Source organism: Octadecabacter sp. B2R22, from assembly GCF_018861045.1.
In the GTDB taxonomy this organism is placed as follows: domain Bacteria; phylum Pseudomonadota; class Alphaproteobacteria; order Rhodobacterales; family Rhodobacteraceae; genus Octadecabacter.
On record NZ_JAHKQJ010000002.1, the window covers coordinates 372,494 to 398,880 of the forward strand.

Annotated in this window: 27 protein-coding genes; 23 read left to right on the forward strand and 4 right to left on the reverse strand. The window is 56.0% G+C overall.

Annotated elements, in window-relative coordinates; translation table 11 throughout:
- Positions 1 to 71 precede the first annotated feature (71 nt).
- From KO486_RS01945 to KO486_RS01955, 3 genes are all read left to right on the forward strand, one after another.
- Complete coding sequence (locus tag KO486_RS01945) at positions 72 to 1,304, forward strand: MFS transporter (RefSeq protein ID WP_216035644.1); 1,233 nt, start codon at positions 72 to 74, stop codon at positions 1,302 to 1,304.
- A 3-nt stretch (positions 1,305 to 1,307) separates the two neighbouring features.
- The gene (locus KO486_RS01950) at positions 1,308 to 2,180 is read left to right on the forward strand and encodes a 50S ribosomal protein L11 methyltransferase (RefSeq protein WP_216035541.1); all 873 of its coding nucleotides are present in this window, start codon (positions 1,308 to 1,310) and stop codon (positions 2,178 to 2,180) included.
- 116 nt (positions 2,181 to 2,296) lie between these two features.
- Positions 2,297 to 2,647, forward strand: coding sequence for a hypothetical protein (locus tag KO486_RS01955; protein ID WP_216035542.1), 351 nt, complete (start codon positions 2,297 to 2,299; stop codon positions 2,645 to 2,647).
- 180 nt (positions 2,648 to 2,827) lie between these two features.
- Here KO486_RS01955 and KO486_RS01960 read toward each other — a convergent pair whose 3' ends face one another.
- Positions 2,828 to 3,025: a DUF1127 domain-containing protein gene (locus tag KO486_RS01960; RefSeq protein ID WP_216035543.1), complete on the reverse strand. Its 198-nt coding sequence runs from the start codon at positions 3,023 to 3,025 to the stop codon at positions 2,828 to 2,830.
- 327 nt (positions 3,026 to 3,352) lie between these two features.
- On the opposite strand from KO486_RS01960, the gene ruvC reads away from it, so the two are divergent.
- The 20 genes from ruvC to KO486_RS16570 all read left to right on the forward strand — a co-directional run bounded on the left by ruvC (position 3,353) and on the right by KO486_RS16570 (position 21,766).
- The gene (gene ruvC, locus KO486_RS01965) at positions 3,353 to 3,850 is read left to right on the forward strand and encodes a crossover junction endodeoxyribonuclease RuvC (protein WP_216035544.1); all 498 of its coding nucleotides are present in this window, start codon (positions 3,353 to 3,355) and stop codon (positions 3,848 to 3,850) included.
- Positions 3,847 to 4,524: a Holliday junction branch migration protein RuvA gene (ruvA, locus tag KO486_RS01970; protein WP_216035545.1), complete on the forward strand. Its 678-nt coding sequence runs from the start codon at positions 3,847 to 3,849 to the stop codon at positions 4,522 to 4,524. Before ruvC ends, ruvA begins: the two co-directional genes overlap by 4 nt.
- A 3-nt stretch (positions 4,525 to 4,527) precedes the next feature.
- Positions 4,528 to 5,454, forward strand: coding sequence for a DMT family transporter (locus KO486_RS01975; RefSeq protein WP_303435623.1), 927 nt, complete (start codon positions 4,528 to 4,530; stop codon positions 5,452 to 5,454).
- A 7-nt stretch (positions 5,455 to 5,461) separates the two neighbouring features.
- On the forward strand, positions 5,462 to 6,493 hold the full coding sequence (gene ruvB / locus KO486_RS01980) for a Holliday junction branch migration DNA helicase RuvB (RefSeq protein WP_216035546.1): 1,032 nt from the start codon (positions 5,462 to 5,464) through the stop codon (positions 6,491 to 6,493).
- A 45-nt stretch (positions 6,494 to 6,538) separates the two neighbouring features.
- Positions 6,539 to 7,336: a hypothetical protein gene (locus KO486_RS01985; protein WP_216035547.1), complete on the forward strand. Its 798-nt coding sequence runs from the start codon at positions 6,539 to 6,541 to the stop codon at positions 7,334 to 7,336.
- A 40-nt stretch (positions 7,337 to 7,376) separates the two neighbouring features.
- Positions 7,377 to 8,000, forward strand: coding sequence for a hypothetical protein (locus KO486_RS01990; RefSeq protein ID WP_216035646.1), 624 nt, complete (start codon positions 7,377 to 7,379; stop codon positions 7,998 to 8,000).
- Positions 7,997 to 8,386, forward strand: coding sequence for a tol-pal system-associated acyl-CoA thioesterase (gene ybgC, locus KO486_RS01995; RefSeq protein ID WP_216035548.1), 390 nt, complete (start codon positions 7,997 to 7,999; stop codon positions 8,384 to 8,386). Before KO486_RS01990 ends, ybgC begins: the two co-directional genes overlap by 4 nt.
- Before the next feature lie 117 nt (positions 8,387 to 8,503).
- Complete coding sequence (gene tolQ / locus KO486_RS02000; protein WP_235262298.1) at positions 8,504 to 9,172, forward strand: protein TolQ; 669 nt, start codon at positions 8,504 to 8,506, stop codon at positions 9,170 to 9,172.
- A gap of 3 nt (positions 9,173 to 9,175) precedes the next feature.
- Positions 9,176 to 9,655, forward strand: a complete 480-nt coding sequence (locus tag KO486_RS02005; protein WP_216035549.1) for an ExbD/TolR family protein — start codon at positions 9,176 to 9,178, stop codon at positions 9,653 to 9,655.
- Between the two features lie 14 nt (positions 9,656 to 9,669).
- On the forward strand, positions 9,670 to 10,788 hold the full coding sequence (locus KO486_RS02010; protein ID WP_216035550.1) for a cell envelope biogenesis protein TolA: 1,119 nt from the start codon (positions 9,670 to 9,672) through the stop codon (positions 10,786 to 10,788).
- Positions 10,789 to 10,856: 68 nt separating this feature from the next.
- Positions 10,857 to 11,153: a hypothetical protein gene (locus KO486_RS02015; protein WP_216035551.1), complete on the forward strand. Its 297-nt coding sequence runs from the start codon at positions 10,857 to 10,859 to the stop codon at positions 11,151 to 11,153.
- Between the two features lie 73 nt (positions 11,154 to 11,226).
- Positions 11,227 to 12,549, forward strand: coding sequence for a Tol-Pal system beta propeller repeat protein TolB (gene tolB, locus KO486_RS02020; RefSeq protein ID WP_216035648.1), 1,323 nt, complete (start codon positions 11,227 to 11,229; stop codon positions 12,547 to 12,549).
- A gap of 90 nt (positions 12,550 to 12,639) precedes the next feature.
- Complete coding sequence (gene pal, locus KO486_RS02025) at positions 12,640 to 13,176, forward strand: peptidoglycan-associated lipoprotein Pal (protein ID WP_216035552.1); 537 nt, start codon at positions 12,640 to 12,642, stop codon at positions 13,174 to 13,176.
- A 19-nt stretch (positions 13,177 to 13,195) separates the two neighbouring features.
- Complete coding sequence (gene ybgF / locus KO486_RS02030) at positions 13,196 to 14,023, forward strand: tol-pal system protein YbgF (RefSeq protein ID WP_216035553.1); 828 nt, start codon at positions 13,196 to 13,198, stop codon at positions 14,021 to 14,023.
- On the forward strand, positions 14,014 to 15,306 hold the full coding sequence (gene tilS, locus KO486_RS02035) for a tRNA lysidine(34) synthetase TilS (RefSeq protein ID WP_216035554.1): 1,293 nt from the start codon (positions 14,014 to 14,016) through the stop codon (positions 15,304 to 15,306). The genes ybgF and tilS overlap by 10 nt, the downstream gene beginning before the upstream one ends.
- Before the next feature lie 86 nt (positions 15,307 to 15,392).
- Positions 15,393 to 17,309: an ATP-dependent zinc metalloprotease FtsH gene (ftsH, locus tag KO486_RS02040; RefSeq protein ID WP_216035555.1), complete on the forward strand. Its 1,917-nt coding sequence runs from the start codon at positions 15,393 to 15,395 to the stop codon at positions 17,307 to 17,309.
- 134 nt (positions 17,310 to 17,443) lie between these two features.
- Positions 17,444 to 18,025, forward strand: a complete 582-nt coding sequence (locus tag KO486_RS02045; protein WP_216035556.1) for an MOSC domain-containing protein — start codon at positions 17,444 to 17,446, stop codon at positions 18,023 to 18,025.
- 238 nt (positions 18,026 to 18,263) lie between these two features.
- Entirely contained in the window at positions 18,264 to 19,940 is a 1,677-nt protein-coding gene (locus tag KO486_RS02050) for a formate--tetrahydrofolate ligase (RefSeq protein ID WP_216035557.1), read from the forward strand.
- A gap of 86 nt (positions 19,941 to 20,026) precedes the next feature.
- A complete protein-coding gene (gene folD, locus KO486_RS02055) occupies positions 20,027 to 20,920 on the forward strand; it encodes a bifunctional methylenetetrahydrofolate dehydrogenase/methenyltetrahydrofolate cyclohydrolase FolD (RefSeq protein ID WP_216035558.1) in 894 nt (297 codons plus the stop codon).
- Between the two features lie 87 nt (positions 20,921 to 21,007).
- Positions 21,008 to 21,766, forward strand: coding sequence for a LytTR family DNA-binding domain-containing protein (locus KO486_RS16570; protein ID WP_216035559.1), 759 nt, complete (start codon positions 21,008 to 21,010; stop codon positions 21,764 to 21,766).
- Here the strand turns inward: KO486_RS16570 and pdeM are convergent.
- The 3 genes from pdeM to KO486_RS02075 form a co-directional block, all read right to left on the reverse strand.
- Positions 21,756 to 22,421 (reverse strand): ligase-associated DNA damage response endonuclease PdeM, encoded by a 666-nt coding sequence (gene pdeM, locus KO486_RS02065; RefSeq protein WP_216035560.1) that lies wholly within the window; start codon positions 22,419 to 22,421, stop codon positions 21,756 to 21,758. The genes KO486_RS16570 and pdeM overlap by 11 nt on opposite strands.
- Positions 22,422 to 22,463: 42 nt before the next feature.
- Positions 22,464 to 24,863, reverse strand: coding sequence for a ligase-associated DNA damage response DEXH box helicase (locus tag KO486_RS02070; protein ID WP_216035561.1), 2,400 nt, complete (start codon positions 24,861 to 24,863; stop codon positions 22,464 to 22,466).
- A gap of 135 nt (positions 24,864 to 24,998) precedes the next feature.
- Positions 24,999 to 26,309, reverse strand: coding sequence for an ATPase (locus tag KO486_RS02075; protein WP_216035562.1), 1,311 nt, complete (start codon positions 26,307 to 26,309; stop codon positions 24,999 to 25,001).
- Positions 26,310 to 26,387 lie beyond the last annotated feature (78 nt).

Genomic DNA, 26,387 nt, shown 5'->3' on the forward strand with positions numbered 1-26,387 from the left:
TCAAGGCGTCAGGCCAACTGTGCAAAAATGCGGGTTCGACAAATCATAGGGGCAGGCGTATGGCGGAGAGTATGAAAACCCTGCCGCTCTCAGAAACTCGAAATCTGCCAGTTTGGCGCCGTCCTGTCACGCTGTTGTTCTTGATGGCAGCGGCGATGCCAATTGCGTTTTCGACGTGGTTAGCGCTGATCAATAACTTCGTGATCGAGGTCGCTAATTTTGACGGTGCTGACATCGGCTGGCTGCATACTGTCCGCGAAATTCCGGGTTTCTTTGCAATCGGCGTGATCGCCCTTTTGATGTTCTTTCGTGAACAAGTCTTGGGGCTGGTGTCCTTAGTCATGCTGGGCGTCGCGACAGCGGTAACCGCACAGTTCCCGTCCATGGGCGGGATTTTGACGATCACGATGCTGAGCTCCATCGGGTTCCACTATTACGAAACCGTAAACCAATCGCTACAATTGCAATGGATCGACAAGCAGCGCGCGCCGCAGCTTTTGGGTTGGATCATTGCCGCTGGATCAGGTGCGACGTTCGTGGCCTATGTTTTGATTGTGTTGACGTGGGAAGCCCTTGGTTTGTCGTACTCAATGGTCTTTTGGGCATCCGGCGGGCTGACAGCAGCGATCGGGTTGTTTTGTATGTTTGCCTATCCGCAATTCGAAAGCCCCACCCCCCAGCGCAACCAATTCGTGCTGCGCAGGCGGTACTGGCTCTATTATGCGCTGCAGTTCATGTCGGGTGCGCGACGGCAAATCTTTGTGGTCTTCGCCGGCTTTATGATGGTCGAAAAGTTCGGCTTTGCGGTGCACGAAGTCACGTCGCTCTTCTTGATTACCCTTCTCGCCAATATCATCTCCGCCCCGTTGGTTGGGCGTGCGGTTGGTGTGTTCGGGGAACGCAATGCATTGGTGTTTGAATACGTTGGCCTTGCGGTGATCTTCTTCCTGTATGGCGGGCTATATTATTTCGGCTGGGGCGTGGTTCTGGCCTCGGCGCTTTATGTGTTCAACCACATCTTTTTCAGTCTGGCGCTGGCCCTGAAGACTTATTTTCAAAAGATCGCCGACCCGCAAGATATTGCACCAACAGCTGCGGTGGCGTTCACAATCAATCACATCGCAGCAGTCTTTTTGCCCGCATTGTTAGGATACCTCTGGCTGACATCACCCGGATTGGTGTTCTTGGCAGCAGCAGGAATGGCGATAGTGTCGCTGCTGCTGGCCTTGTTGATCCCGCGCCACCCAGAGCCAGGATATGAATCAATTATTGACCGCGCCAATCGCGCTAGACCGGCGGAGTAAGCCATGACGACCTTTACAGCCCTTACCACCCTGACAGGAAAACCTGCCGCAGATGCGCTGGGCGCCGCGATGGAGGACATGGACCCGACCCCAACGGGCGTCGGCGTGTTTGAGGTCGAAGATGACAGCGGGTTATGGGAAGTGGGCGGCTACTTTGAAGGTAAGCCCGACGAGGTGGCCCTCGCGTTGCTGGCGGCGACATTTGGCGCCAAGCCTTTTGTGGTGTCCGAAGTGCCGGAAACCGATTGGGTGGCCCATGTGAAACGGGAATTGCCACCAGTCGAGGCTGGACGCTTCTTTGTTTATGGCACCCATGACGCGGATCAATTGCCTGACGGGCGCATTGGTCTGTTGATTGATGCTGCGATGGCATTCGGCACGGGGCACCACGGAACGACGCTGGGCTGCCTAAAGGCCTATGATCGTTTGCTAAGCGACGGGCAATTTTTTGGCGATGTTGCCGACGTAGGCTGTGGAACGGCCGTTTTGGGAATGGCAGCCGCCAAGACCGGAACTGCAAATGTGATTGCCAGCGATATCGATCCTGTCGCGGTGGATGTGGCTGTGGCAAATATGGCAGCCAACGATATGGGCGACGCGGTGACCTGTGTGACCGCAGCAGGGTTTGATGACCCCGCCCTTGCCAAGGCCGCTCCGTTTGATTTGATCTTTGCCAACATCCTGAAGGGGCCGCTTATCATGCTGGCACCTGACATGGTGGCGCACACAAAACCAAAAGGAATCGCGATTCTCTCTGGGCTTTTGAACGAACAGGCCGAAGAAATCACCGCTGTTTATGCACAGAACGGATACAATCTTTTGCATCATGACCAGATTGGTGAATGGTCGACGCTGACCCTAGGGAAAGAAACATAGTTTAAACGCATTTGAAGTGGTTTTTGCCTGAATTTGAAGGGTTTGCCTTATTCCTGCCTCATTTGGGGTGGAATTTGGTTTTGTTCGGTGGGGGCCGAGTTAATTTAGGCTGTTTTATGACGATCGATGCTTCGCTAGATAAACGTTTGGAAAAAGTTGTGCGGACGCACAACAAGATGCGTCGCAATGGCGTCGTTCACCGTGTTGGTCGCGATGGTTTGATCCGGTCGCGCCCTCGTTTGATCCGCCCGCGTTTCCCTCTTAAAGGTGCGCTCATCATGGTGGGCCTTTTGATCGCGTTCAAATCTTTGATGTTTGCGCAGATCGGATCCGGAAACTACGCGCTTAAAGTCGAAGAGCTACGCCAGGGAACGATGGTCGAACAGGCGGGCGCTGTGCTGATGCAAGAAGAACCAATTACCGTCGCGACGGGTGGTTTCTTGAAGCAGTTCTTCTTTCAGCGCTAATTAGAATTCTACACCCCGTCGTGTGTTGTTAACGGGGTGGCGTGTTGGGTTGATAAAGTTCGGGCGTTTCCTCACCGGTTATCCGGTTCGCCCTAAGCAAAAAAAGCGCCGCGTCCGATAATCGGGCGCGGCGTCTTTTTGTGTTTGCTGCTTCAATCTATCGAGGCGAGGTAAGCCGGATCAGCGGATCAGGTTACCTTTGGCGATGACTTCAATATCGCCACGGTTCAAACCAATGTCGTCGAGTTCACGAGCGGACAGTTTGTTCAACGCTTTGCGAGTCATGCGCTCGTCGTTCCAAGTGGCGAGTGTGCCAAAGAACGAAAACAACGGAGAACCGGATTTCGTGGATGTGGTGCGGATGTCGATGGCGGCCATGGAAAGTCTCCTGATTGATGTGGGCTGGCGCCGAATAAAAGGGCTTGTTCTAAAGCCCACTTAGGGGGTCCGTTTCGTGACTGCAAATGCAATAATCACAAGGGCGATATGCAGTTTCCGCATAGCCCTAAATTTCCCTAACGGAATGTTTTATATATCTAATTTCCGCCTAAAAAAGTGTCGCTCATAGCGCTTTGGATGGCGTTTTTCTGCCTCGGCTGCGGATTGTGCCCTTGGATGGGCTGCTAAAAGGGCTAGGCGGATGTTCGCCTTTTGTGCTAGGTCAGATGTTAACAAAGAATAAAACGAGCAAAATGAGGGGCGCTGATGCGGGTTTTGGGCATTGATCCAGGTCTCAGAAACATGGGCTGGGGGGTGATTCACGTTGATGGATCACGGCTAAGCCATGTGGCGAACGGAGTTTGTGTGTCGGGTACAGGCGATCTCGCGCAGCGACTGATGCGGCTTCACACCGCCCTAAGCGAAGTGGTGGCGACCTATGCGCCCGATACTGCGGCGGTCGAGCAAACATTTGTAAACACCAACGGTGCCGCAACCCTGAAGCTTGGCCAAGCGCGTGGCATTGCGATGTTGGTGCCTGCTCAGGCGGGCCTGAGCGTCGGGGAATATGCCCCCAACAGCGTGAAAAAGGCTGTTGTTGGTGTGGGCCATGCCGATAAGGCGCAGATAGCACATATGGTTAAACTGCAGTTGCCGGGGGTTGATCTGGCGGGGCCAGATGCAGCAGATGCTTTGGCGATTGCGATTTGCCACGCGCATCACGCGCAAACAGCCCACAGAATTTCAAAAAGGGTGAGTGCATGATTGGACGTATCGCAGGCCGGCTTGAATACCGCACAGCGGATCACGTTTTGATTGACGTTAAGGGCGTGGGCTACATTGTTTTCATCAGCGAACGTGTGATGGCGACGTTGCCGGCCAATGGCGAGGCTGTGGCGCTTTATACCGATCTGTTGGTGCGCGAAGACCTGTTACAACTTTTCGGTTTCTCAACATTGGTGGAAAAGGAATGGCACCGACTGTTGATGTCAGTTCAAGGGATCGGCGCTAAGGCGTCGATGGCCATATTGGGCGGTCTTGGCGCGGATGGCGTCAGCCGCGCGATTGCGCTTGGAGATTGGGCTGCAGTAGCAACGGCAAAAGGTGTCGGGCCAAAGACGGCCAAGAAGGTGATTTTGGAATTGAAAGACAAAGCCCATGCGGTGATGGCGATGGCGGGAACCGGTGCTGCGCCTGCGGCGGGCGGGCGCGCGTCGCCCACCGCTGACGCGGCGGACGACGCGGTCCTCGAACCGATGTCCGGATCTATTGCTACAGACGGCGCGGCGCAGTCGGATGCTTTGTCGGCTTTGGGCAACCTTGGCTACGGGCCGTCTGATGCTGCAAGTGCCGTGGCGCAAGCGGCGGGCGAAAACGAGGGTGCCAATGCAGAGGTGCTCATTCGGGCCGCGTTGAAGCTGTTGGCGCCGAAGGGGTAGGGCGTGCCGCCCCCCGTTCAAGATACCCCGAAGCTGGCGGTTGTCGTCTTGGTTGGCACGGTTTTTGCCTTGTCGTTTGGCGACGCCCTTGTGCGCAAGATGGGCTTATCGGCGCAAGAACAGTTAAGCCTATGGCAGATATTCCTGTTACGATCAGGATTGATCTTGCCTGTCCTACTGGCGTTAGCCCTGCGATTTGGCGGGGTGCGACCCAGCCTGTGGATCGTCCTGCGGAGCGGGATGTTGGTCTTGATGTGGCTGCTTTATTACGCGGCCTTGCAACACATGCCTTTGGCCGTCGGGGCGGCAGCATACTACACGTTGCCCTTATTTATATTGCTCTTCTCAGCCCTGTTGACCAAGGACAGGATCGGCCCGCTGGGAGTGATCGCGGTTGTGCTTGGGTTCATAGGAGTTCTGGTGATTACGCGCCCTGACGCCAATGGCGCAAATCCGTGGCTGATCCTGCCGCTTTCGGCCGCGGTTCTTTATGCGCTGTCGATGATCCTGACGCGGACGCGATGTGCGGGCGATAGTGTGGTCGGGTTGGCGCTCTGGCTTAATATTGTCTTTGTGATTGTGGGTGCCGTTGGGGTGCTCGCGCTTCCCAACGGCGCGCCGATGGACTTGTGGCAATCGAAGTGGGTGCCGATGAACGGGCAGGCTTGGGGCATGATGGCGATCTCTTCTTTGGCAATTCTGATAGGTGGTTTGGGCACTGCGTTTGCCTATCAACGCGGCCCTGCGCCGTTGTTGGGGTCGTTCGATTTCAGCTATCTGGCCTTTGCGATCATTTGGGGATGGGTGATGTTTGACGAACGGGCTGACACGCAAACCGTGATCGGGATGGCCCTGATCGTTCTGGCGGGCCTATTAGCGATACACTCTAGCAATGGTGCATCTGGTCCCGCACGCAGCAGTGAGGCATAAGACACCTATGAGTAACACAGACCCATCAATGCAGCCGGAACGACAATCCGAGGATTTCGCCCATGAGGGGGACCGCGCCCTAAGGCCACAGGTCTTGGACGAATTTATCGGGCAGGCCGAAGCACGGGCGAACCTGAAAGTGTTCATTGAATCCGCCAAGCGACGTGGCGAGGCGATGGACCACACTTTGTTTCATGGGCCCCCGGGGTTGGGCAAAACAACATTGGCGCAAATCATGGCGCGGGAATTAGGGGTCGGGTTTCGGATGACGTCTGGCCCTGTGTTGGCCAAGGCGGGCGATTTGGCCGCCATCCTCACCAATCTAGAAGCGCGCGACGTCTTGTTCATCGACGAAATTCACAGGCTCAATCCGGCTGTTGAAGAAGTGCTTTACCCCGCCCTTGAAGATTTTGAGCTGGATCTTGTGATTGGGGAAGGGCCCGCCGCGCGGACTGTTCGGATCGAGTTGCAACCATTTACCCTGATCGGGGCGACCACGCGCATGGGGCTGTTGACGACCCCCTTGCGGGATCGTTTCGGCATTCCGACACGGTTGCAGTTTTACACCGTGCCCGAGCTGCATGACATCGTCACCCGTGGTGCGCGCCTGATGGGGGCGCCAGCAACAGAAAGCGGTGCACAAGAAATCGCCAAACGAGCGAGGGGCACGCCGCGGATTGCCGGCCGTCTGCTGCGCCGCGTTGTTGATTTCGCAATCGTCGAAGGGGACGGGACCGTCACCCATGAAATTGCAGACCGAGCGCTTACGCGTTTGGGCGTGGATGAGCTGGGGTTGGACGGTGCAGACCGCCGTTATCTGACGTTGATCGCAGAGAACTATCAAGGCGGACCAGTTGGGATTGAAACCCTGTCTGCGGCGTTGTCTGAACCGCGCGACGCATTGGAAGACGTGGTTGAACCCTATTTGCTGCAACAAGGGCTGATTCAACGCACCCCGCGCGGGCGCATGTTGGCGCAAAAGGCATGGACCCATTTGGGAATGCCGCCGCCCAAAGGACAAGGTGATATGTTTGACTGATCGGCCTTGTTGGGCGGTCCGTGTTGGTGAGTGAGGAGAGGCAAGATGAGATTGATCGCGACGATTATGATGTGTTTGGCGGCGGCGGCGCAGGCAGACTTCATTGCAGATGAGGTCAACGTTCAAACCGCGTCGGGGCGTTTGTCGATCGAGGACAGCGGTGACGGGTTTTCGCAGGTTCTTGTCCTTGGGCCGCATCGCTTCGGCTTTGGGGGTGAATTTCAATACATCAACGTGATCGACCAACACGGCAGCCTGTATCTGGTTGAGCTGATGTCGGGCGGCAATGCCTGCGCGGCGGTTTATGCGTGGCTGCACACCGAAGATCCCCCTCGTGTTACCGAAAATCTGGGCAATTGTGCCTACCAGAGCGAGGTTCTGTCAGATGCAGAGACAGTCACCGTGATTGTGCCCGCAAGATTGGCCGCCGACGGGCGCATCGCTTATATCTATGACGGTAAAACCGTCGAAGAGGTCGTGCTGGGGCAGGTGTCTGCCAATGTTGGACGTGACCCGATGGACTGGGTCGGTCGCGGCCCGTTCGAACTCCTCGCGGATGCGGATTGGCGGGCTGATTTCGTCGCGCTGATGGGGGAAGATGACTACGCAGGTGTGGGCGAAATCATGGCGATGTCATCTGGCATGGAGACGCAGGGCGAATGGTTGGTGGGCGCAGGTTCTAACCCGCGCGTCACCGGCGAGACACGCGGTGTTCTCGCGCTGCACCTCACGGATGGGCGCATTTTGGTGGCGGTTCGCGAGAGTGACGGATCAATCCAAGGTTGGGGCGATCTGGATCGTGAGATGCCGCCGATGATGGAACGCCTGATTGATGGCAGCTAGGGGTTCAATTTGCGCGCTTTTTGAGTATCAAGGCGCCATGATGAACCTATCCGAGATCGAACCGTTCTTTACCCGCGCCGATGGCAGCTATTTGTGTGCCCGTTGGGGCCGCCCGATTGTGCCTGTGATTTTTGGCGTCGAGGATGACACTGTCAGCCTGTTCAAAGGCGCGTTTGAGGCGATGTGCGTGTTGTCCGGCCATCAGATGGCGGAAACGGACCCCGAGTTCGGCGTGAACGTGATGATCTTCTTCTGTCGTGATTGGGATGAATTGACAGGTGTCAAAGACCTCGACCATCTCGTGCCCGAGTTGCGCGATTTGGTGGGGCGGTTGATCAAAGCGGATGCCAATCAGTACCGGATTTTCCGATTTGACGAGACAGGCGCGATCAAGGCTTGCTTTATATTTTTGCGGATGGACGCCGCGCTGGAACAAGTGCCAGCGGATGCATTGGCGCTGACGCAAGCGGTGCACGCGATGGTTTTGTGGTCAGAGAACGCATTCAAAAACCAGTCTCCATTGGCACTAATAGATGGGACGGCTGTTGTGCGGCCCGATATCGCAGGCGTGATCCGCGCGGTTTATGATCCGGTCATGCCTGCCGTCGCGCAGGACCCAAGTCATGCATTGCGGTTGTCAGCCCGCGTAGAGGTTGCAGAATGACACACCGTTTTCCAATCCGCGTTTATTACGAAGACACCGATCTTGCGGGGATCGTCTATTACGCAAACTATTTGAAGTTCATTGAACGCGGCCGCAGTGAGTGGGTGCGTGAACTGGGCGTTGATCAGGCGGCGATGAAGCGCGACGAGGGTGTCGTGTTCGCGGTGCGCCGTGTTGAAGCCGATTATCATTCCCCAGCTCAGTATGATGATGAGCTGGTCGTGACGACGGAAGTCGATGCGGTAACCGGCGCGCGATTGATCGTGCGTCAAAATGTTGAACGCGATGGCAAGGTGTTGTTCACGGCGCTCGTGACCATCGTTGCGATTAATGACGCTGGGGCACCCGCACGGCTTCCGGCGGCTTTTCGCCGAAATCTACATTAGAAACTGCACTTAACAGCCAGTTTACGCGCGTTTTGTTGGCAATTCTGTGCAAGCTGCGTTACATATGTATCCAACAGAGGCCAAAATCGGTCCAAAACGCAGAGCAGGCAGTATCAAATGGTAGAAGATTTCACGATGTGGGCGTTGTTCGCCCGCGCGACCATTACCGTAAAAATCGTCATGATCATCCTTATCGTCGCGTCCCTATGGTCGTGGAAAGTGATCGTGGACAAGTATATTCAATATCGCAAGGCCCGCGCTGAAGCGCGTGTTTTTGACGACGCTTTCTGGTCCGGCAATCCACTGGATGAGCTGTTCGACCAAATCGGTGCGACGCCAAAGGGCCAGTCCGAAAAGATTTTTGCGTCTGGCATGTTGGAGTGGCGCAGGTCTCACCGCCAAGACGGCGGATTGATCGCGGGTGCTACGGCACGGATCGACCGGAATATGGATGTGGCGATTGCCAAGGAAACCGCAAGCTTGCAGCGCGGGCTGACCGTTCTGGCGACGGTCGGGTCGGCGGCTCCGTTTATCGGGCTGCTCGGGACCGTGTTCGGGATTATGAACGCGTTCATCGAGATCGCAGAACAACAAAACACCAACCTCGCCGTTGTCGCACCTGGCATCGCCGAGGCCTTGTTGGCGACCGGCCTTGGCCTTTTGGCGGCTATTCCTGCGGTTATCTTTTACAACAAGCTCAGCGCGGATGCAGATAGCATCGTCAATGGCTACGAGGCGTTTGCGGATGAGTTTGCAACGATCCTTAGCCGTCAGTTGGATTCCTGAGCCATGGGCGCGGGTGTTATTCAAAAAGACGACGGGGGCGGGCGCCGCGCGCGGCGTCGATCCCGTCGGTCTCGGCCGATGTCGGAAATCAACGTCACGCCGTTTGTTGACGTCATGTTGGTATTGCTGATCATCTTCATGGTGGCGGCCCCGTTGTCGGTTGTTGGCGTTCCTGTGAACACGCCAGAAACAGCAGCCAATGCATTGCCGACACCAGAAGAAGAACCGCTGACAGTTACGTTGAACGCCGACGGTGGTGTTTTCATTCAAGAGACCGAAGTAGAGCGGGCTGAATTGGTCAGCCGTCTGCGCGGGATTGCGGCTGAACGTGACAGTGACCAGATTTTCCTACGGGCAGATGGCGTGAATGCGTGGAACGAAGTGGCTCAGGTCATGGGGGCGCTGAATGCTGCAGGGTTCAACAACATCGGCTTGGTGACGGATATCGGCGGGCCGACGCTCGACGGCGGTTCAGGCAATTAGGGCGGTAATCGCGAATGAGCGCTGGCACCTATATTTCAGGCATCGGGCATACGGCACTAATCGTATGGATGGTTGTCGGCTGGGGCATGTCCTCTGAGCCGTTGCCGTTCGAGATCACCGAAGTGTCCGTAGTCTCCGGCGAAGATTTCGCTGCGATGACGCAAGGTGCGCAGCCCGAATTGCCACCAAGCGAACCTGCCGCGATTGAACAGCCCCCCGTTGACGAAACGCCACCAGCGCCAGAGGTCGAAACACCCCCCGTTGTGCCAGAAGCCCCAGCACCTGTTGAACCGCCAGCGGTTGAAACGCCGCCCGCAGCGCCAGACTTGACAGTGCCGGAAACCGTCGTGACGGACACCCCGCCGGACGTTCCGGATACGCCGCAGATTATCACCCCACCACAATCGGCGGAACTGGGCAGCAGCTTGCGCCCTGTGCCGCGTCCTGCACCGCGTGTTGCGCCAGAAATCGTTGCTCCTCCAGAACCTGATGCGACCGTCGCACCAGAGGAAACGACTGCGGCCAGTGATCAGGTCGAGGCACCTGTTGAAGAGACAACCGAGCCAGCGGAAGAGACCACAGCGCCAGAAGCTGCCGCCGATCAGATCGTTACTGAAGCTGAAGAGCCATCTTTCGCGCCCGAAATTTCCAGCCGCCCACCGTCACGACCTGCAAGTGTAGCTGCCGCGGCCCAAGAGGCAGATCAAACGGCGGTGGATGATGCATTGGCCGCTGCTTTGGCTGGAGAAACCAGCACACCTGCGGAACCTGCGCCGTCTTCTACGCCGACGGCTGGTTTGTCGGGTGGGCAGCTTTCGGATGGTGATAAATCGGGCTTCTTGCGTCAGGTTGGCGGCTGCTGGAATACGGGCGCGCTGTCTACAGGTGCCCAGAACACGATCATCGATATGGTCTTTGACATGACGCCAGACGGCCGCCCCGTCACAGGATCTATCCAGTTGGACGGGTTTTCCGGCGGCAACGCAACAGATGCAGACGCGGCTTTTCAGGCGGCGCGCCGCGCCCTGATCCGCTGCACGGGCGACAGTGGTTACGATTTGCCACAAGACCAATATGACCAATGGCAACGGGTCGTTCTGACCGTTGATCCAACCGCGATGCGTCAACGATGAAGGGGGTGGCTTCGATATGTTTTGCCCTTTTGGCAGGCGGTGTTGCAGCCGAGGACCGACCGGCATGGATGACTGGTTTTATCCACGATGTATCGCAGTGCTGGAACATTACGCAGGCGGACGATCCTTGGCCGGTAATAGAGATCAATTTTGAATTGACCCGCGAAGGGGTTCCCCTGCCTGACAGCTTTGTGATGACCGAGGCGTCCGCGGCAAGCGAGACCGCGACACAAGCAGCCTTTGCCTCGGCCCGTCGTGCCGTTCTTCGCTGTGGGATGGACGGGTATGATCTGCCTGCCGAACACTTCGAGTTGTGGCAGCACGTCGCAATGACCGTCGATCCGACCCAGATTGTAAGACAATGAGGGTCGCAGTGATCCGCCGAACAAAAAACTCCCCGTTGAAAAGAGGGATAATTAAGTGAGTATACGCGCCATGATGACCAAATTTATGACCTTCCTCGCTGCGATGATGATCGCATTGTCCGCAACCACTTCGGCGCAGGCGCAAGAACCGCTTCGGCTAACCTTGCGGGACGGCGTGATAGAAGCCTTGCCCTTTGCGATCCCGACCCTTCAAGCTGAGGTCGCCGGATCAGAACAGATGGCCAACGATATCAGCCGCGTGATTGCGGAAGATTTGAACGGCACGGGCCTGTTCCGCCAAATCCCATCGTCGGCGTTTATCTCCACGCCGGGTGTTTTTGGGACGCCAGTTGCTTTTGCCGACTGGCGCGCGATCAATGCGCAGGCCTTGGTGACGGGCGCTGTGGCGGTTAACGGATCGCAGATCACGGTTAAGTTCCGCCTTTATGATGTGTTCTCGGGTTCTGAAATGGGCGAGGGCCTGCAGTTCGTTGGTACCACGGACGGCTGGCGTCGCATGGCGCATAAAGTGGCCGATGTGGTCTACAGCCGCATCACGGGTGAGGCAGGTTATTTCGACAGCCGCATTGTGTTTGTTGCCGAAACAGGCCCCAAAGATGACCGCGCTAAACGGCTTGCGATTATGGATTATGATGGCGCGAATGTTCAGTACCTCACCGACAGCTCTGCAATCGTTTTGGCCCCGCGGTTCAGCCCGAACGGCGATCGCATCCTTTATACCAGCTACGAAAGCGGTTTTCCGCGCATTAATGTCTTGAATGTCGCATCTGTAACCCGCCAGCAATTGACCACCTCAGAAGGCGATATGGCGTTTTCGCCTCGGTTTAGCCTTGATGGGAGACAGGTGATCTATTCGCTGATCCAAGGCGGCAACACGGACATCTTCCGCACGGATTTGGCGACGGGACAGCACCAACGCTTGACGAACACACCCGCGATTGAAACCGCGCCGAGCTTTAGCCCAGATGGCAGCCAGATCGTGTTTGAAAGCGATCGTTCCGGTACCCAGCAACTTTACATCATGTCCGCCAATGGCGGTGAACCGCAGCGAATTTCCTTTGGAAATGGGCGATATGGCACACCTGTCTGGTCCCCACGCGGCGATTTGATTGCATTTACCAAGCAAGAATCCGGACGGTTCCATATTGGCGTAATGCGCACGGATGGCACCGAAGAGCGCCTTTTGACGTCGTCATTCTTGGACGAGGGTCCGACATGGGCTCCGAACGGGCGCGTCATCATGTTTGCCCGTGAAACCCAAGGGGCAGACGGTACGACCGCGCTTTATTCGGTTGATATCACGGGCCGCAATTTGCGTCGCGTTACAACACCGCAAGGCGGGTCTGACCCGTCATGGGGGCCGTTGCAGCAGTAAACTCGCAGATCACGCATTCGCGATTCTCAATTCAAGTCGGGCGTGTTACGATAGCCCCAAACGAGCATATAATAAAAACGGGACAGACCCATGACACATCTTACCAAAGCCATTCTACTGGTCGGGACACTTGCGCTTGGCGCTTGTACGAACGCGGACCGCTTCGACAATGCGGACGCCGTTGATCTGAACGCCCAGAACATGGCCGCAGCGAACACAGGCATCGACCAGACAGCACTGACGGGGGCCAATAACCCTGCCAGCCCACAGTATTTCAGCCAAACCATCGGCGACCGTGTGTTGTTTGAAGTCGATACATCCACACTGACGGCCCAAGGCCGTGCAACCTTGGATGGTCAGGCCGGATGGTTGGCAACAAATTCCGACTACCTTGCCGTGATCGAAGGCCACGCTGACGAACAGGGCACACGTGAATACAACCTTGCGCTCGGTGCACGCCGCGCCAATGCTGTGCGGGAATACCTGATCTCGAAAGGTCTGGCCTCCAGCCGCGTCCGCACCGTATCTTACGGTAAAGAACGCCCGTTGGCTGTTTGTTCGGACGAAAGCTGTTATGCGCAGAACCGTCGTGCCGTGACGATCATTTCGATCGGCCAAGGTAGCTAAACTCTTCTTGGGGGAAGACATGCTGAGAACGATTTCTTTGTGTTTGGCACTGGCCGCACCCGCCGGACTGATGTCCAGCGCGGCCTTTGCGCAAGATCAGACATTGGCTGACATCCGTGCGGAGCTGACAACGCTTTATGTTGATGTGACGGGATTGCGCAATGAACTGGTGGCTTCCGGCCAATCAGGGCAGGGCACGGCGGGCGCGACCCCTTTGGACCGTCTTAACTCCATCGAGGCCGAACTCACACGTCTGACCTCAAAAACCGAAGAGCTAGAGTTCCGCATCACGCGTCTGACGCGCGATGGGACCAATCGCATTGGCGATCTGGAATTCCGCCTGTGCGAACTTGAAGCAGGCTGTGACATCGGTGCGCTTGGTGAAACACCCAGCCTTGGTGGCGTAGACGTTGAGCCGACTGCGCCCGTCGTTGAAACGCCTGTGACGAATGCGCCGTCTTTGGCCGTGGCCGAGCAAGAGGATTTCACGCGGGCGCAGGAGGCGCTCGCCTCCGGTGACTTTCGCGGCGCCGCTGACCTCCTTGCGTCCTTCAATGAGAATTACCCCGGTAGCCCAGTAGCCGCTGACGCGCATTTCCTGCGTGGCCAAGCATTTGAGAACTTGGGCGAGACGAGCAATGCCGCCCGCGCCTATCTTTCAGCGTTTTCGGGCAATCCCGAAGGGTCCATAGCGCCCGCTGCATTGATGAAACTGGGCGTAACGCTCGGGGCCTTGGGCCAGACACAAGATGCTTGCGTTACATTGGGCGAAGTCAACGTGCGCTTCCCCGGAACACCAGAGGTTGGTGAAGCACAAAACGCGATGGCGACGCTCGGGTGCGGTTAGACCAAGACTGGTTGATGACGCAGGGCGAAGATGCTGCTTTGCTGCATTTTATTGATACGATCCTCATTGGAGAGCAGCCCGATAAGGTCGCCATCGCCGTGTCCGGCGGCGGGGATTCGATGGCGTTGCTGCATCTTTATATGCGCTGGTCAGAGCAAACGGGTGTTCCGGTTATCGCGGCGACTGTGGATCACGGATTGCGGGCCGCCGCCGCTGACGAGGCGGCTTTTGTCGGGGCGTTTTGCGAAGAACATCAAATTCCCCACAGTATTCTGAACTGGGATGGCACAAAGGCCACCGGAAACGTGCAAGCCGCCGCGCGGGATGCGCGGTATCAACTTTTGTCCGATTGGGCGTGGGACAACGGCACTGAAACGATTGCTTTAGGGCATACGGCCAATGATGTGGCTGAAACATTCCTGATGCGCTTAGGGCGCAAGGCGGGACTGGATGGGCTGGCTGCGATGCCGCCTGTCTTTAGCCTTCATCGTTCGATATTTGTACGGCCTCTGTGGCAACAAACCCGCGAAGAATTGCGGAACTACCTGCGGCGTCATGATGTGTCTTGGGTCGATGACCCCAGCAACGAAGATTTAACGCAAACCCGTCCCAAAGCGCGTCAGATTTTGGCGGCTCTTGAACCGCTTGGCATTGATATCGAGAGTTTGAAATCGACAGCAGCGGCGTTGGCGTCTGCCAAAAGCGCAATTCAAGGCTACACATGCGAAGAGGCGCGGCGGCTGGTCATTGTGGATCGCGGCGATGTTTTGATCCAATCCCGGCCACGCCCGCCCGTGCACCCCGATGTGGAACGCCGCTTGCGGCTTGCGGCGGTGCGATACATCAATGGCAATGGCTATGCCCCAAGGGAAAGCGCGTTGATCAATCTGGACGTGGCTTTGACGAAGCAGGACCGTCACACGGTTGGCGGCTGTATTGTTAGCAAAGAAGAAGGTGCCTTGCGGTTTGCGCGCGAGGTTAAGGCGACGGAACCGACGATTGAGTGGCGCAATCGGACGCTTGGCCTCTTGTGGGACGCGCGGTGGCTTGTGAGCGAGGAATCAGAGACCCCTAACATGGGGGAATTGACCGTCGGTGCGTTGGGTGAACACATTAAGGACGTGCCTGATTGGCGTGAAACGGGGCTACCTCGGGCATCTCTCATGGCTAGTCCTGCCGTATTTGAGGGTGAAACCCTTATTTCGGCCCCTGTTGCGGGCCTCAATAACGGATTTATCGCGCGCATTGTCGCGGATTTCACGTCTTTACTGCTTTCCCGTTGAACTCGGCAGCTAAGGGTCTATCTTAGGCAAGTGCTCACTAAATCTTAGGATTTGTGAGCCAAATGATTTTCTAAAGGAGTGTCGCCTTGGGCAACGCACGCAATCTGGCCTTTTGGGTCGTGCTATTCGTTCTTGTTATTTCGCTGTTTAACCTTTTTGGGAACACCCAAAGCAGTACGCAAACCAACGAGAAGAGCTATTCAGAGTTTGTGCAGGCAGTTGATGCCGGCGCCGTCGCCGAAGCGCGTATTGACGGTGAAAACCTGACGTATCGGGGCGCCGACGGTCGCACTTACGTTGTGATCCTTCCGGAAGATGCCGAAGTCACGAGCCTGTTGATCGAAAAAGGTGTGCCCATGTCTGCGGAGGCGCAAGAGCAATCTGGCGTTGCAACATTCCTTGTGGGTCTTCTTCCGTTCCTGCTGCTGATCGGGGTCTGGATCTATTTCATGAACCGCATGCAAGGCGGCGGTAAAGGCGGGGCTATGGGTTTTGGTAAATCCAAAGCCAAGATGCTGACTGAAAAAGCAGGTCGCGTGACGTTTGATGATGTCGCCGGCATTGATGAAGCCAAGGAAGAGCTCGAAGAAATCGTAGAATTCCTGCGCAATCCGCAGAAATTTTCGCGTCTCGGCGGCAAGATCCCTAAAGGCGCGCTTTTGGTGGGTCCTCCGGGAACGGGTAAAACCCTGCTGGCACGCGCCATCGCGGGCGAGGCGGGTGTGCCGTTCTTTACTATTTCCGGTTCTGATTTCGTGGAAATGTTTGTGGGTGTCGGTGCATCCCGTGTGCGTGACATGTTCGAGCAGGCCAAGAAAAACGCGCCCTGCATCATCTTCATCGACGAGATTGACGCCGTGGGCCGTGCCCGTGGTGTCGGCATGGGCGGCGGTAACGACGAACGCGAACAGACGTTGAACCAACTGCTGGTTGAGATGGATGGTTTTGAAGCCAACGAAGGCGTCATCATCATCGCGGCCACCAACCGTAAAGACGTGCTTGACCCAGCCCTGTTGCGCCCGGGCCGTTTTGACCGTCAGGTTACTGTCGGCAACCCAGACATCAAAGGCCGTGAAAAAATTCTCGGCGTGCATGCGCGTAAAGTGCCGCTTGGCCCTGACGTTGATCTGCGCATTATTGCCCGTGGCTCCCCCGGATTTTCTGGTGCCGATCTGGCGAACCTTGTGAACGAAGCAGCACTGACCGCGGCCCGTATTGGTCGGCGTTTCGTAGCGATGGCTGATTTCGAATCCGCCAAGGATAAGATCATGATGGGGGCCGAGCGCCGCTCCATGATTATGACCGACGCACAAAAAGAAATGACGGCCTATCACGAAGCGGGCCACGCGATTGTTGGCATCTCGCTACCGAAATGTGATCCGGTCTATAAGGCGACGATCATTCCACGTGGCGGTGCGTTGGGCATGGTGATGTCTTTGCCCGAAATGGATCGCCTCAACATGTTCCGCGACGAGTGCCACCAACGTCTTGCGATGACGATGGCTGGCAAAGCGGCTGAGGTTATCAAATACGGTGAAGACCAAGTCTCCAACGGTCCTGCAGGTGACATTCAACAGGCCAGCCAATTGGCCCGCGCGATGATCATGCGTTGGGGCATGTCTGATAAGGTCGGCAACATTGATTATGCCGAGGCCCATGAGGGATACTCTGGCAGCACGGGTGGTTTCTCGGTCTCAGCCGAAACCAAGGGGTTGATCGAAGAAGAAGTGAAAGACTTCATCGAGGCAGGCTACCAACGTGCGCTGAGCATCCTGAAAGACAAGAACGATGAGTTCGAACGTCTGGCCCAAGGTTTGCTGGAATACGAAACTCTGACGGGTGCTGAGATCAATCGCGTGATGGCAGGTGAATTGCCCAGTGATGACAGTGATGATGGCACAGACGTGCCGCCAACATCAGGCAGTTCGGTGACTGCGGTTCCAAAGACCAAGCCGCGCAAGCCAAAGTCGCCCGATCCAGACCTTGAACCGGAAGCGACATAAGAAACACGATCTAAACCCCGCAGGCCAACACGCCTGCGGGGTTTTTCATTTCGATGCATCATACAAGATATCACAGATGGTCGCTTGAACCCGTCGGTAACTGGCGGCACTCTCCTCCCTAAAGGAGACCTGCCATGCCTGCGTTAAAACCCACCCATTTCACTGCGGAGATCGTCTGGCTCGGGGCCGTTATGAATGGCGACCGTGATGAGTTGACCGCCCCAGCCCGAGAAAACCTTGAGCTGACATTTGAGGGCGTCGCAGGCGCATTTCACGCGGGGCTTACGCGACCAAGTTGTAGTCGCGTGAAATCACAGTATGAGCGCGGCACCCCGATCAAGAACGAACGCCAGCTCAGCATTGTAAGCCAAGAAGAACTTGATCAGATCGCCAAGGAAATGGGTGTTGATGCGGTTGATCCGGTTCGGATGGGGGCGTCAATTGTCGTGAAGGGAATCCCTGATTTCAGCCATGTGCCGCCGTCGTCACGGTTGCAGGCCGCGAGCGGGGCAACTGTGACGGTTGATATGGAAAATCGTCCTTGCCAATTCCCAGCTAAATCACTGGTGCTGGATCATGGGGACCTTGCTAAGGGGTTCAAGCCCGCAGCAAAGAACCGGCGCGGCGTCACGGCTTGGGTCGCCGCTGAAGGCCGTATCGCACTTGGTGATATCTTGACGCTGCACGTCCCAGATCAACCTGTTTGGGCCCCTTAACCAGTTACACCCGCAGAAGGGTATAAAGGCCACTGAAATGCGGCCGTGAAAAAAAATCCCAAAATTTCACGATTTCATTTGTCCCATAAGGTTTTTTGCTGAATAAATTTTCCTGTGACCGCCAGCCCGACGATTCCGGTATCCAAAATGTCGTAACTGCGTTGGGCTGCTTGGGTATCGACGTGCTTACTGGCGCAGGAATAAGACGGGCAATTTTGCTCATTAGGGAGAAGTTGAAGTGGCGTATAAAACCGATATCGAGATCGCACGGGAAGCGAACAAAAAGCCAATCCAAGAGATTGGTGCGAAACTTGGCATCGGGAGCGATGATCTTTTGCCTTATGGGCACGACAAAGCAAAGGTCAGCCAAGCCTTTATCAACGGCGTCCAGAAAAATGAAAACGGTAAGCTGATCCTTGTCACTGCAATCAACCCGACGCCAGCAGGCGAGGGGAAGACAACGACGACGGTGGGTCTTGGGGATGGCCTGAACCGTATCGGCAAGAAGGCTGCGGTTTGTATTCGCGAAGCCTCGCTTGGGCCAAACTTCGGGATGAAAGGTGGCGCCGCGGGAGGCGGCTACGCACAGATCGTTCCGATGGAAGACATGAACCTTCACTTTACGGGTGATTTCCACGCGATCACCTCGGCGCATTCGCTGCTGAGCGCGATGATCGACAACCATATCTATTGGGGGAACGAGCTGGAAATCGACGTACGCCGCGTTGTATGGCGCCGTGTCGTTGACATGAACGATCGTGCGTTGCGTCAGATCACGGCGTCTTTGGGTGGGGTCGCCAACGGGTTCCCGCGTGAAGCAGGTTTTGACATTACAGTGGCATCCGAAGTGATGGCGATCCTGTGTCTGTCCAAAGATTTGAAAGACCTTGAAAAACGATTGGGCGATATGATCGTGGCCTATCGCCGTGACCGCAGCCCTGTTTTTGCACGCGACATCAAGGCGGACGGCGCGATGACTGTGTTGCTGAAAGACGCGATGCAGCCGAACCTTGTGCAGACGCTGGAAAACAATCCGGCCTTCGTGCATGGCGGCCCGTTCGCCAATATCGCCCATGGCTGTAATTCGGTTATTGCCACGACCACCGCGCTGAAGACGGCTGATTATGTGGTCACGGAAGCGGGCTTTGGCGCTGACCTTGGTGCCGAAAAGTTCCTGAACATCAAATGCCGCAAAGCAGGACTTTCCCCTGATTGCGTAGTGCTGGTCGCGACGGTGCGTGCGATGAAGATGAACGGTGGTGTCGCCAAAGGCGATCTGGGGGCCGAGAACGTTGTCGCAGTTGAGAATGGTTGCGCCAACCTTGGACGTCACATCGGCAACCTGAAATCATTTGGCGTGCCTGTTGTGGTAGCGATCAACCACTTCGTGACCGACACAGATGCCGAAGTGCAGGCCGTAAAGGATTATGTTGCAACACAAGGGGCCGAAGCGATCTTGTCCCAACACTGGGAACATGGGTCCAAAGGGTCCGAAGCATTGGCGACGCGCGTTGCAGAAATTGCGGACAGCGGCATCAGCCAGTTCGCTCCGCTTTACCGTGATGAAATGTCTTTGGCTGATAAGGTTCAGACTGTCTGCAAGCGCATTTACCGCGCTGACGAAGCCCTGATGGATCAGAAGATCCGCGATCAGCTGAAGCTGTGGGAAGAACAGGGTTACGGCGATCTGCCGGTTTGCATGGCAAAGACCCAGTATTCGTTCTCGACTGATCCGACTTTGCGTGGGGCTCCTACGGGGTTCTCGGTTCCGGTTCGTGAAGTGCGCTTGAGCGCGGGTGCTGGATTCGTTGTCGTTGTGTGCGGTGAAATCATGACGATGCCAGGGTTGCCGCGGGTGCCATCTGCGGAAAATATTCACTTGAACGATGATGGCCAAATTGAAGGCTTGTTCTAACACGTAAAAGGTGGGACGTCGCTATTTGGCGGATGCCAAAGGCGCCCCGCCCACCTTCCCATTCGGGATAACATTGAGGGATTGAAATGACAGCTACAATAATCGACGGCAAAGCCTTTGCAGCCAATGTACGCGGCCAAGTAGGTGATCACGTCGCCAAATTGAAATCCGAACACGGCATTACGCCAGGATTGGCTGTTGTGTTGGTGGGCGAAGACCCCGCGAGCCAAGTTTACGTTAAATCCAAAGGCAAGATGACAGTCGAAGTTGGCATGAAGTCGGTAGAGCACCGTCTTGATGCCACTGTATCGGAAGCTGAGTTGCTCGCGGTTGTGAACAGCCTCAATGAAGACCCGACGATCCACGGTATTCTGGTGCAGCTGCCGTTGCCGGGCCATCTTAACAGTGATTTGGTGATCAATTCGATCGACCCAGCAAAGGATGTGGACGGGTTTCATATCTCAAACGTTGGCCTTTTGGGCACCGGACAAAAATCTATGGTGCCGTGCACACCACTGGGATCTCTGATGATGCTGCGGGATCATCATGGCAGCCTGTCCGGCATGAATGCGGTTGTGATTGGTCGGTCCAATATTGTTGGTAAACCTATGGCGCAGTTGTTGCTGGGCGATAGCTGTACCGTCACCATTGCCCATTCTCGGACCAAAGATTTGCCTGCGGTCGTGCGTCAAGCCGACATCGTGGTTGCCGCTGTTGGTCGCCCTCAAATGGTGCAGGGCGACTGGATCAAACCTGGTGCGACTGTGATCGATGTGGGCATCAACCGCATTGAAAAACCCGAAGGTGGAACAAGATTGGTTGGCGATGCTGATTATGACAGCTGTGCGGCCGTAGCGGGCGCCATCACACCCGTTCCGGGTGGCGTTGGGCCGATGACAATCGCTTGCCTGCTGGCCAACACGCTAACCGCTTGTTGCCGCGCAAATAATTTGCCCGAACCAGTCGGTTTGACCGCCTAAGACTTCCCCACGACCTGTCCTTTGTGTAGCCTCCTATGAACCGAGTTTGATTCTCGGTGGTGTTGGGGTCTCTGGGGGGGACTTTGGGTGCAGTTTCGAAAAAATGATGTCGTTGCGACTGTAAAAGAAGTGGCTTCACCGGTGCTTCTGGTCATCTGGCTGATGTTGACGGTTGTTGTCTCGGTTTCCGGCCCTTTTGGAACCTTCGAGGCTCTCTCATTAGGGCAACGGGTTGGCTATTGGGGCGGGGTTATAGCCGTTTCGATATTCGTTTCGATTTGCTTTCGTATCTTCTGGCGGCTCATCATCAAAAACAACCCTGCTTGGTTAGAGGACATAGCGGTCGTCATATCGTTGTCGACGTTTATGGGGCCGGCCGTGATTTTGACCAATAGGATACTTTGGGCTGGGGATGCGCGTGAGATCAGCTGGGTCTTCATTAGCACCGTTGCGTTTACAATTGGCGTGGGAGCGATTGGCGTACGCCGTCTCATCCAACCGAAATTCAAACGCCCAACAATAGAACGGGATCGGTTACTGGATCGTATCAATGCCCCTCAAGGTGTGCGTATAGAGCGGGTCAGTTCTGACAACCATCACATCGTGATCAAGACGACAGACCATCAAGAATATCGTGAGCTGATGAGGTTCCGAGATGCGATCGCGGACATCAACGTCGAGCCGGGGATTTGCGTGCATCGCTCCCATTGGGTCGCTCTTGCGCAGATTGAAGGGGTCGTGGTCGATGACGGGCGAGAGCATGTGAATTTGCCGTGCGGCTCGAAGCTTCCGGTTGGGCCCAAATATCGGTCCAACCTTGTGAATGCCGGAAAACTCAGCGCTTGAGGCAAGCCGAGATCGGCACAGCTAGTGCTGTTTTTCCGGTCAAAATCGCCAGCCCTGTCGGGTCAAATAGCCCCGATAAAACTGGATCTCGAACTGAGAGCCCGCCCGTATAAGCGCCGAACGCGGGCAGGATCAGTTTCGTCTTGTCCAACAGAAAACAAGCGCGTTGTGATAGACCGGAAAGCCCTGCTTTGGGGTGGTAGTGCCCCGAAATCTCGCCCCGCGTCGCTTTGTCGGTTATGTGGCGAAATGTGATCCCGTCTACAACGACCTCTCCGCGATGGGTGCCGCCAATGTCCACAGGCCCCGCATCATGGTTGCCTTCGATCCATATCCAATCCCGACCCGCTTGCAGCTGAGTGAGCGTTTTACGTGCGTCGTCAGAAACGTTTTCCGCCGCAGTCAAATCATCAAAGCTGTCACCCAAACAAATAACGCAAGACGGGTCAGTGGCCGTTATCGCGGCGTCTAGTCGCCAAAGGGTCTCGCGGGTCTCATAAGGGGGCAAGAGCGTGCCACCGCGCCGCGCAATCCGTTCGGATTTCCCCAGATGCAAATCAGAGACGCACAGCAACCGTTTGCTTGGCCACCACAGGGTGCCATCTGATCGCGCGACAAAGTCAGCGTCGCTTAGGGTGAACGCAAAATCCGACATGTCACCGTGCCTGCCCGAAATGCACGAGCGCGTCCAGTTGTCTTAGAGATCGGATAAGCCGGCCTCGCGCATCAAAGCCGCAGCTTTGTCCTGCAGGAGTTTGTCACGCCCTTCGCCAAATACCGGAATGCGCCCCGGTTCCAAAAACAACGGCGCCGCGAGCGGCGTGATGCGGTTAACGACGATATGATCGACTTGCCCCTTTGTTCGCTGCAACATGTCTTCGATGCGACCAAAGTCGACCAACCCGCGCATGGCTTCTTCGCGGGTGATGCGCAGCATCAGATGATCGGGGTCGTATTTGGCCAAGGTGTCATAAAGAATGTCACTAGAAAACGTGGCCTGCCGCCCAGATTTGCGCCCCTGACGGCTGTTGCGTTCAATCAGGCCCGCCACGGTCGCGGCGATGCGGAACGTGCGCTTCATAACGGCATTGCCTTGCAGCCATGTTTCTAACCCGTCGCGGATGTTTTCAGGGTCAAACAAGGGCGCAACATCGGTGACAGGGGTCAGCCCCCAAATCAGAAGCGCGTAATCCGTCACAACAAAGCCAAGCGGATTGAGCCCTGCAGCCTCCATGCGTTGCGTTAAGATCAAGCCCAGCGTGCGATGGGCATTCACCCCCGCAAAACCATAAACAACCATGTTTTCGCGGCCGTCTTGGGGGAAGGTTTCGACCTGAATGCGCCCTGCTTGTGGCAGTTTTGACATCTCTCGTTGAAGCTGAAGCCACTCCGCCGTGTGGGCAGGAAGCGCTGGCCACGTGTCACGACTGAACATGGACAGGATGCGCTGATTGAGCTGTGTTGACGTTGCAAATTTCGTTCCCGAAAACGTCGCGACTTTGGGCGTTCGCCCTTTCTCTCGGCTGACTTCGACAACCAGTTGGTTCAGCCCTTCGTAGCGCACGATTTGCCCACCGATCAGAAAGGTATCGCCTTTCGTCAGAGTGGCGGCGAAACTCTCTTCGACTTCGCCCAAAGTTTTAGGAGAGCGGCGAAATTTCACCTTTAGCGTCTCGATGTCAAAGATCGTTCCGATGTTCATTCGGATGCGGGCGGCGGACCTTGGGTCACGCAGCTGCCATTTCCCGCCGACCTCTTTCAGGCGTTTCCATTGGTCATAAGCTTGCAGGGCGTAGCCACCCGTCGCACAGAAATCGAGGCAGTCATCAAACGCCGCGCGGCTAAGGGTGCTATACGCACCGACCGTCTTTACCTCTTGGAACAACTCGGTTGCATCGAATGGAGCAGCACAAGCTGTGATCAGGATATGCTGGCAAAGGACATCTCGCGGGCCAGCCCCCTTTGGGTCCCCATCAAGGTCGTGATCTTTTGCGGCCTCAAGGGCCGCGACACATTCTACAACTTCGAACCGATTGGCGGGGACCAAAACCGCCTTTGAGGGCGCGTTGTAGCGGTGATTTGCGCGTCCGATCCGCTGGATCAGTCGTTTGACGTTTTTGGGCGCGCCGATTTGTACCACCAGATCCACGTCACCCCAATCAATGCCGAGGTCTAATGACCCTGTGCAAACAATCGCCCGTAGATCACCGCGCACCATCGCGGCTTCGACCTTGGCACGCTGGTCGCGGGACAGGCTGCCGTGGTGGATACCAATCGGAAGGGCGTCGTCATTGGCGAGCCATAGGTTGTGAAAGTAGATTTCAGCCTGTGCACGCGTGTTGTGAAAAATCAGGGTGGTCTTGTGCTGTTTCACCAAGTCCAGCACCGCAGGGACCGAATATTTCGCCCCTCCGCCAGACCATGGCGGTTTTTCCTCGGTCACAAGCATGGAAATATCCGGCTCTGGCCCTGGGTCAGCCAGTACGACGGGGCAGGGATCAGGATGTTTTGCCAGCCCATGGGCAATGGCGGCAGGGTCTTCGACAGTGGCCGATAACCCAACCCGCCGCAGATCAGGTGACATCGCTTGAATTCGGCTCAACGCGAGCATCAATTGATCACCCCGTTTGCTTTCGGCGAGTGCATGGATTTCGTCTACAATGATCCGTTGCACGCCCTTGAAAATGCGCGGGGCGTCTTCGTAACTAACCAGCAACGCAAGACTTTCAGGCGTTGTCAGCAGAATGTGCGGTGGGTCGGCACGCTGCCTTCGTTTCTGGGTATAGGAGGTATCGCCGGTTCGATCCTCAACCCGTATTGGCAAGCCCATTTCAGAAATTGGAGTGCCAAGGTTCCGTTTGATATCCGCCGCGAGTGCCTTGAGGGGCGAGACATACAACGTGTGCAGCCCGTCGTGGTCACCGCCAGAAAGTTCAACCAAGCTTGGAAGGAACCCCGCCAACGTTTTGCCGCCGCCCGTTGGGGCGATCAGCAGCAACGAGGCCTCGCCAGAGCGATCCAGCATTTCCTGTTGATGCGGGTGTATCGACCAGCCCTTATTTGCGAACCAGTCAGAGAATTGGGCAGATAGCTGCATAAGACCAAGGTGCGTGCCCAACGCGAAACGTCAAGCCGCCAGTCCTGCCTTTGTTTCAAAAATACCTTGGGGGGAGTCCGCAGGACGGGGGGCTAGCCCCCCTCCCACGCCCGCCGCAGGCGCACATCGCTCTGGTTAATGAACGATCTTTTCTTCTTTGACGAACATGTTCGCCCAAGCGCGATCAATCAGGTCCGGAGACATCTGGTAGGGGATGCCTTCGAATTCACAGATTGCGATCATCTGGTCGATCAAAAAGATCGGCTGATAGTTCGCGTAGATGTTGTCGATGGTGGGGTATTTCTTCTGCAACAGATGCACGAGAGCGGCTTCATCCAGTGGAATTTTCCGTTTGCGCGCCATCATCGCGAAAATCTTCAGGAACCCTTCTTGGTCGGGCCCGTCGATTTTGATCTTGTAGAAAATACGACGCAACGCCGCTTTATCGAAGATCTCGTTGGGGTGGAAGTTGGTGGAGAAGATGACGAGCGTGTCGAACGGCACTTCAAACTTTTCACCAGATTGCAGCGCAAGAATATCGCGGTTTTCTTCAAGTGGAACAATCCAACGGTTTACGATGGCCTGCGGTGGTTCGGCTTGGCGTCCAAGGTCATCGATGATGAAGATGCCGCCAGAGGATTTTAACTGCAACGGCGCCTGATAGGTCCGCGCGGTTGGGTTATAAACAAGGTCGAGCATGGAAACGGTCAATTCACCACCGGTCACAACCGTTGGGCGTTCGCATTTCACATAGCGCGTGTCATAGCGCCCTGACGTGCGGCGCAGAGAGTTCGGGTCATCAATATCCGCTTCGGCTGCGGAATGCACAATCGGGTCAAAGACTGTGATCACCTGACCAGAGTATTCGATCGCACGCGGGATAAAGATTTTGTCGCCCAAAGCATCACGAATACCGTTTGAAATCGCGGACTTACCGTTTCCCGGAGGGCCATACATCAGGATCGAACGACCAGCACCAACGGCGGGCCCAAGCTGGTCCAAAAGATCGGGCGGAAGGATCAGATGGCCCATGGCTGCAATCAGTTGATCGCGGGTGACGTGAATATTACGGATGGATTGGCGTTCCACTTGTTCGCGGTACACTTCCAGCGGCACGGGCATCGCGCCAAAATATTCGGATTGTGCCAAAGCATCCAGCGCACGGGCTTTACCCATGTCCGTCAACTGATAGCCCATCTCGTTGCCATTGTTGGCGTTCAGGGTACCTGTCGCTTCGCACAGCCGTTGTTCACGGGCTTCATCGACAATTTGTTGGGTGACGTTGATCGGCAGGCAGATCGCTTTGGCGATTGCGGATACGTTTTCCAGATTGGTCCGAAACATCGTTTTGATCAGAATATCGCGGATCATCACTGGCGAAAGCGCCATTGCGTCAAGGGTCTTCGGTGGTGGCGGTGCCATTACGCCTGAAACTTGCATGTTCATGTCTATCTGCCCGTATCTTTGCGCAATTACGCGCGTTTCTGTGGCCCAAACACACACATCAGGCGGATTTCGCCCGAG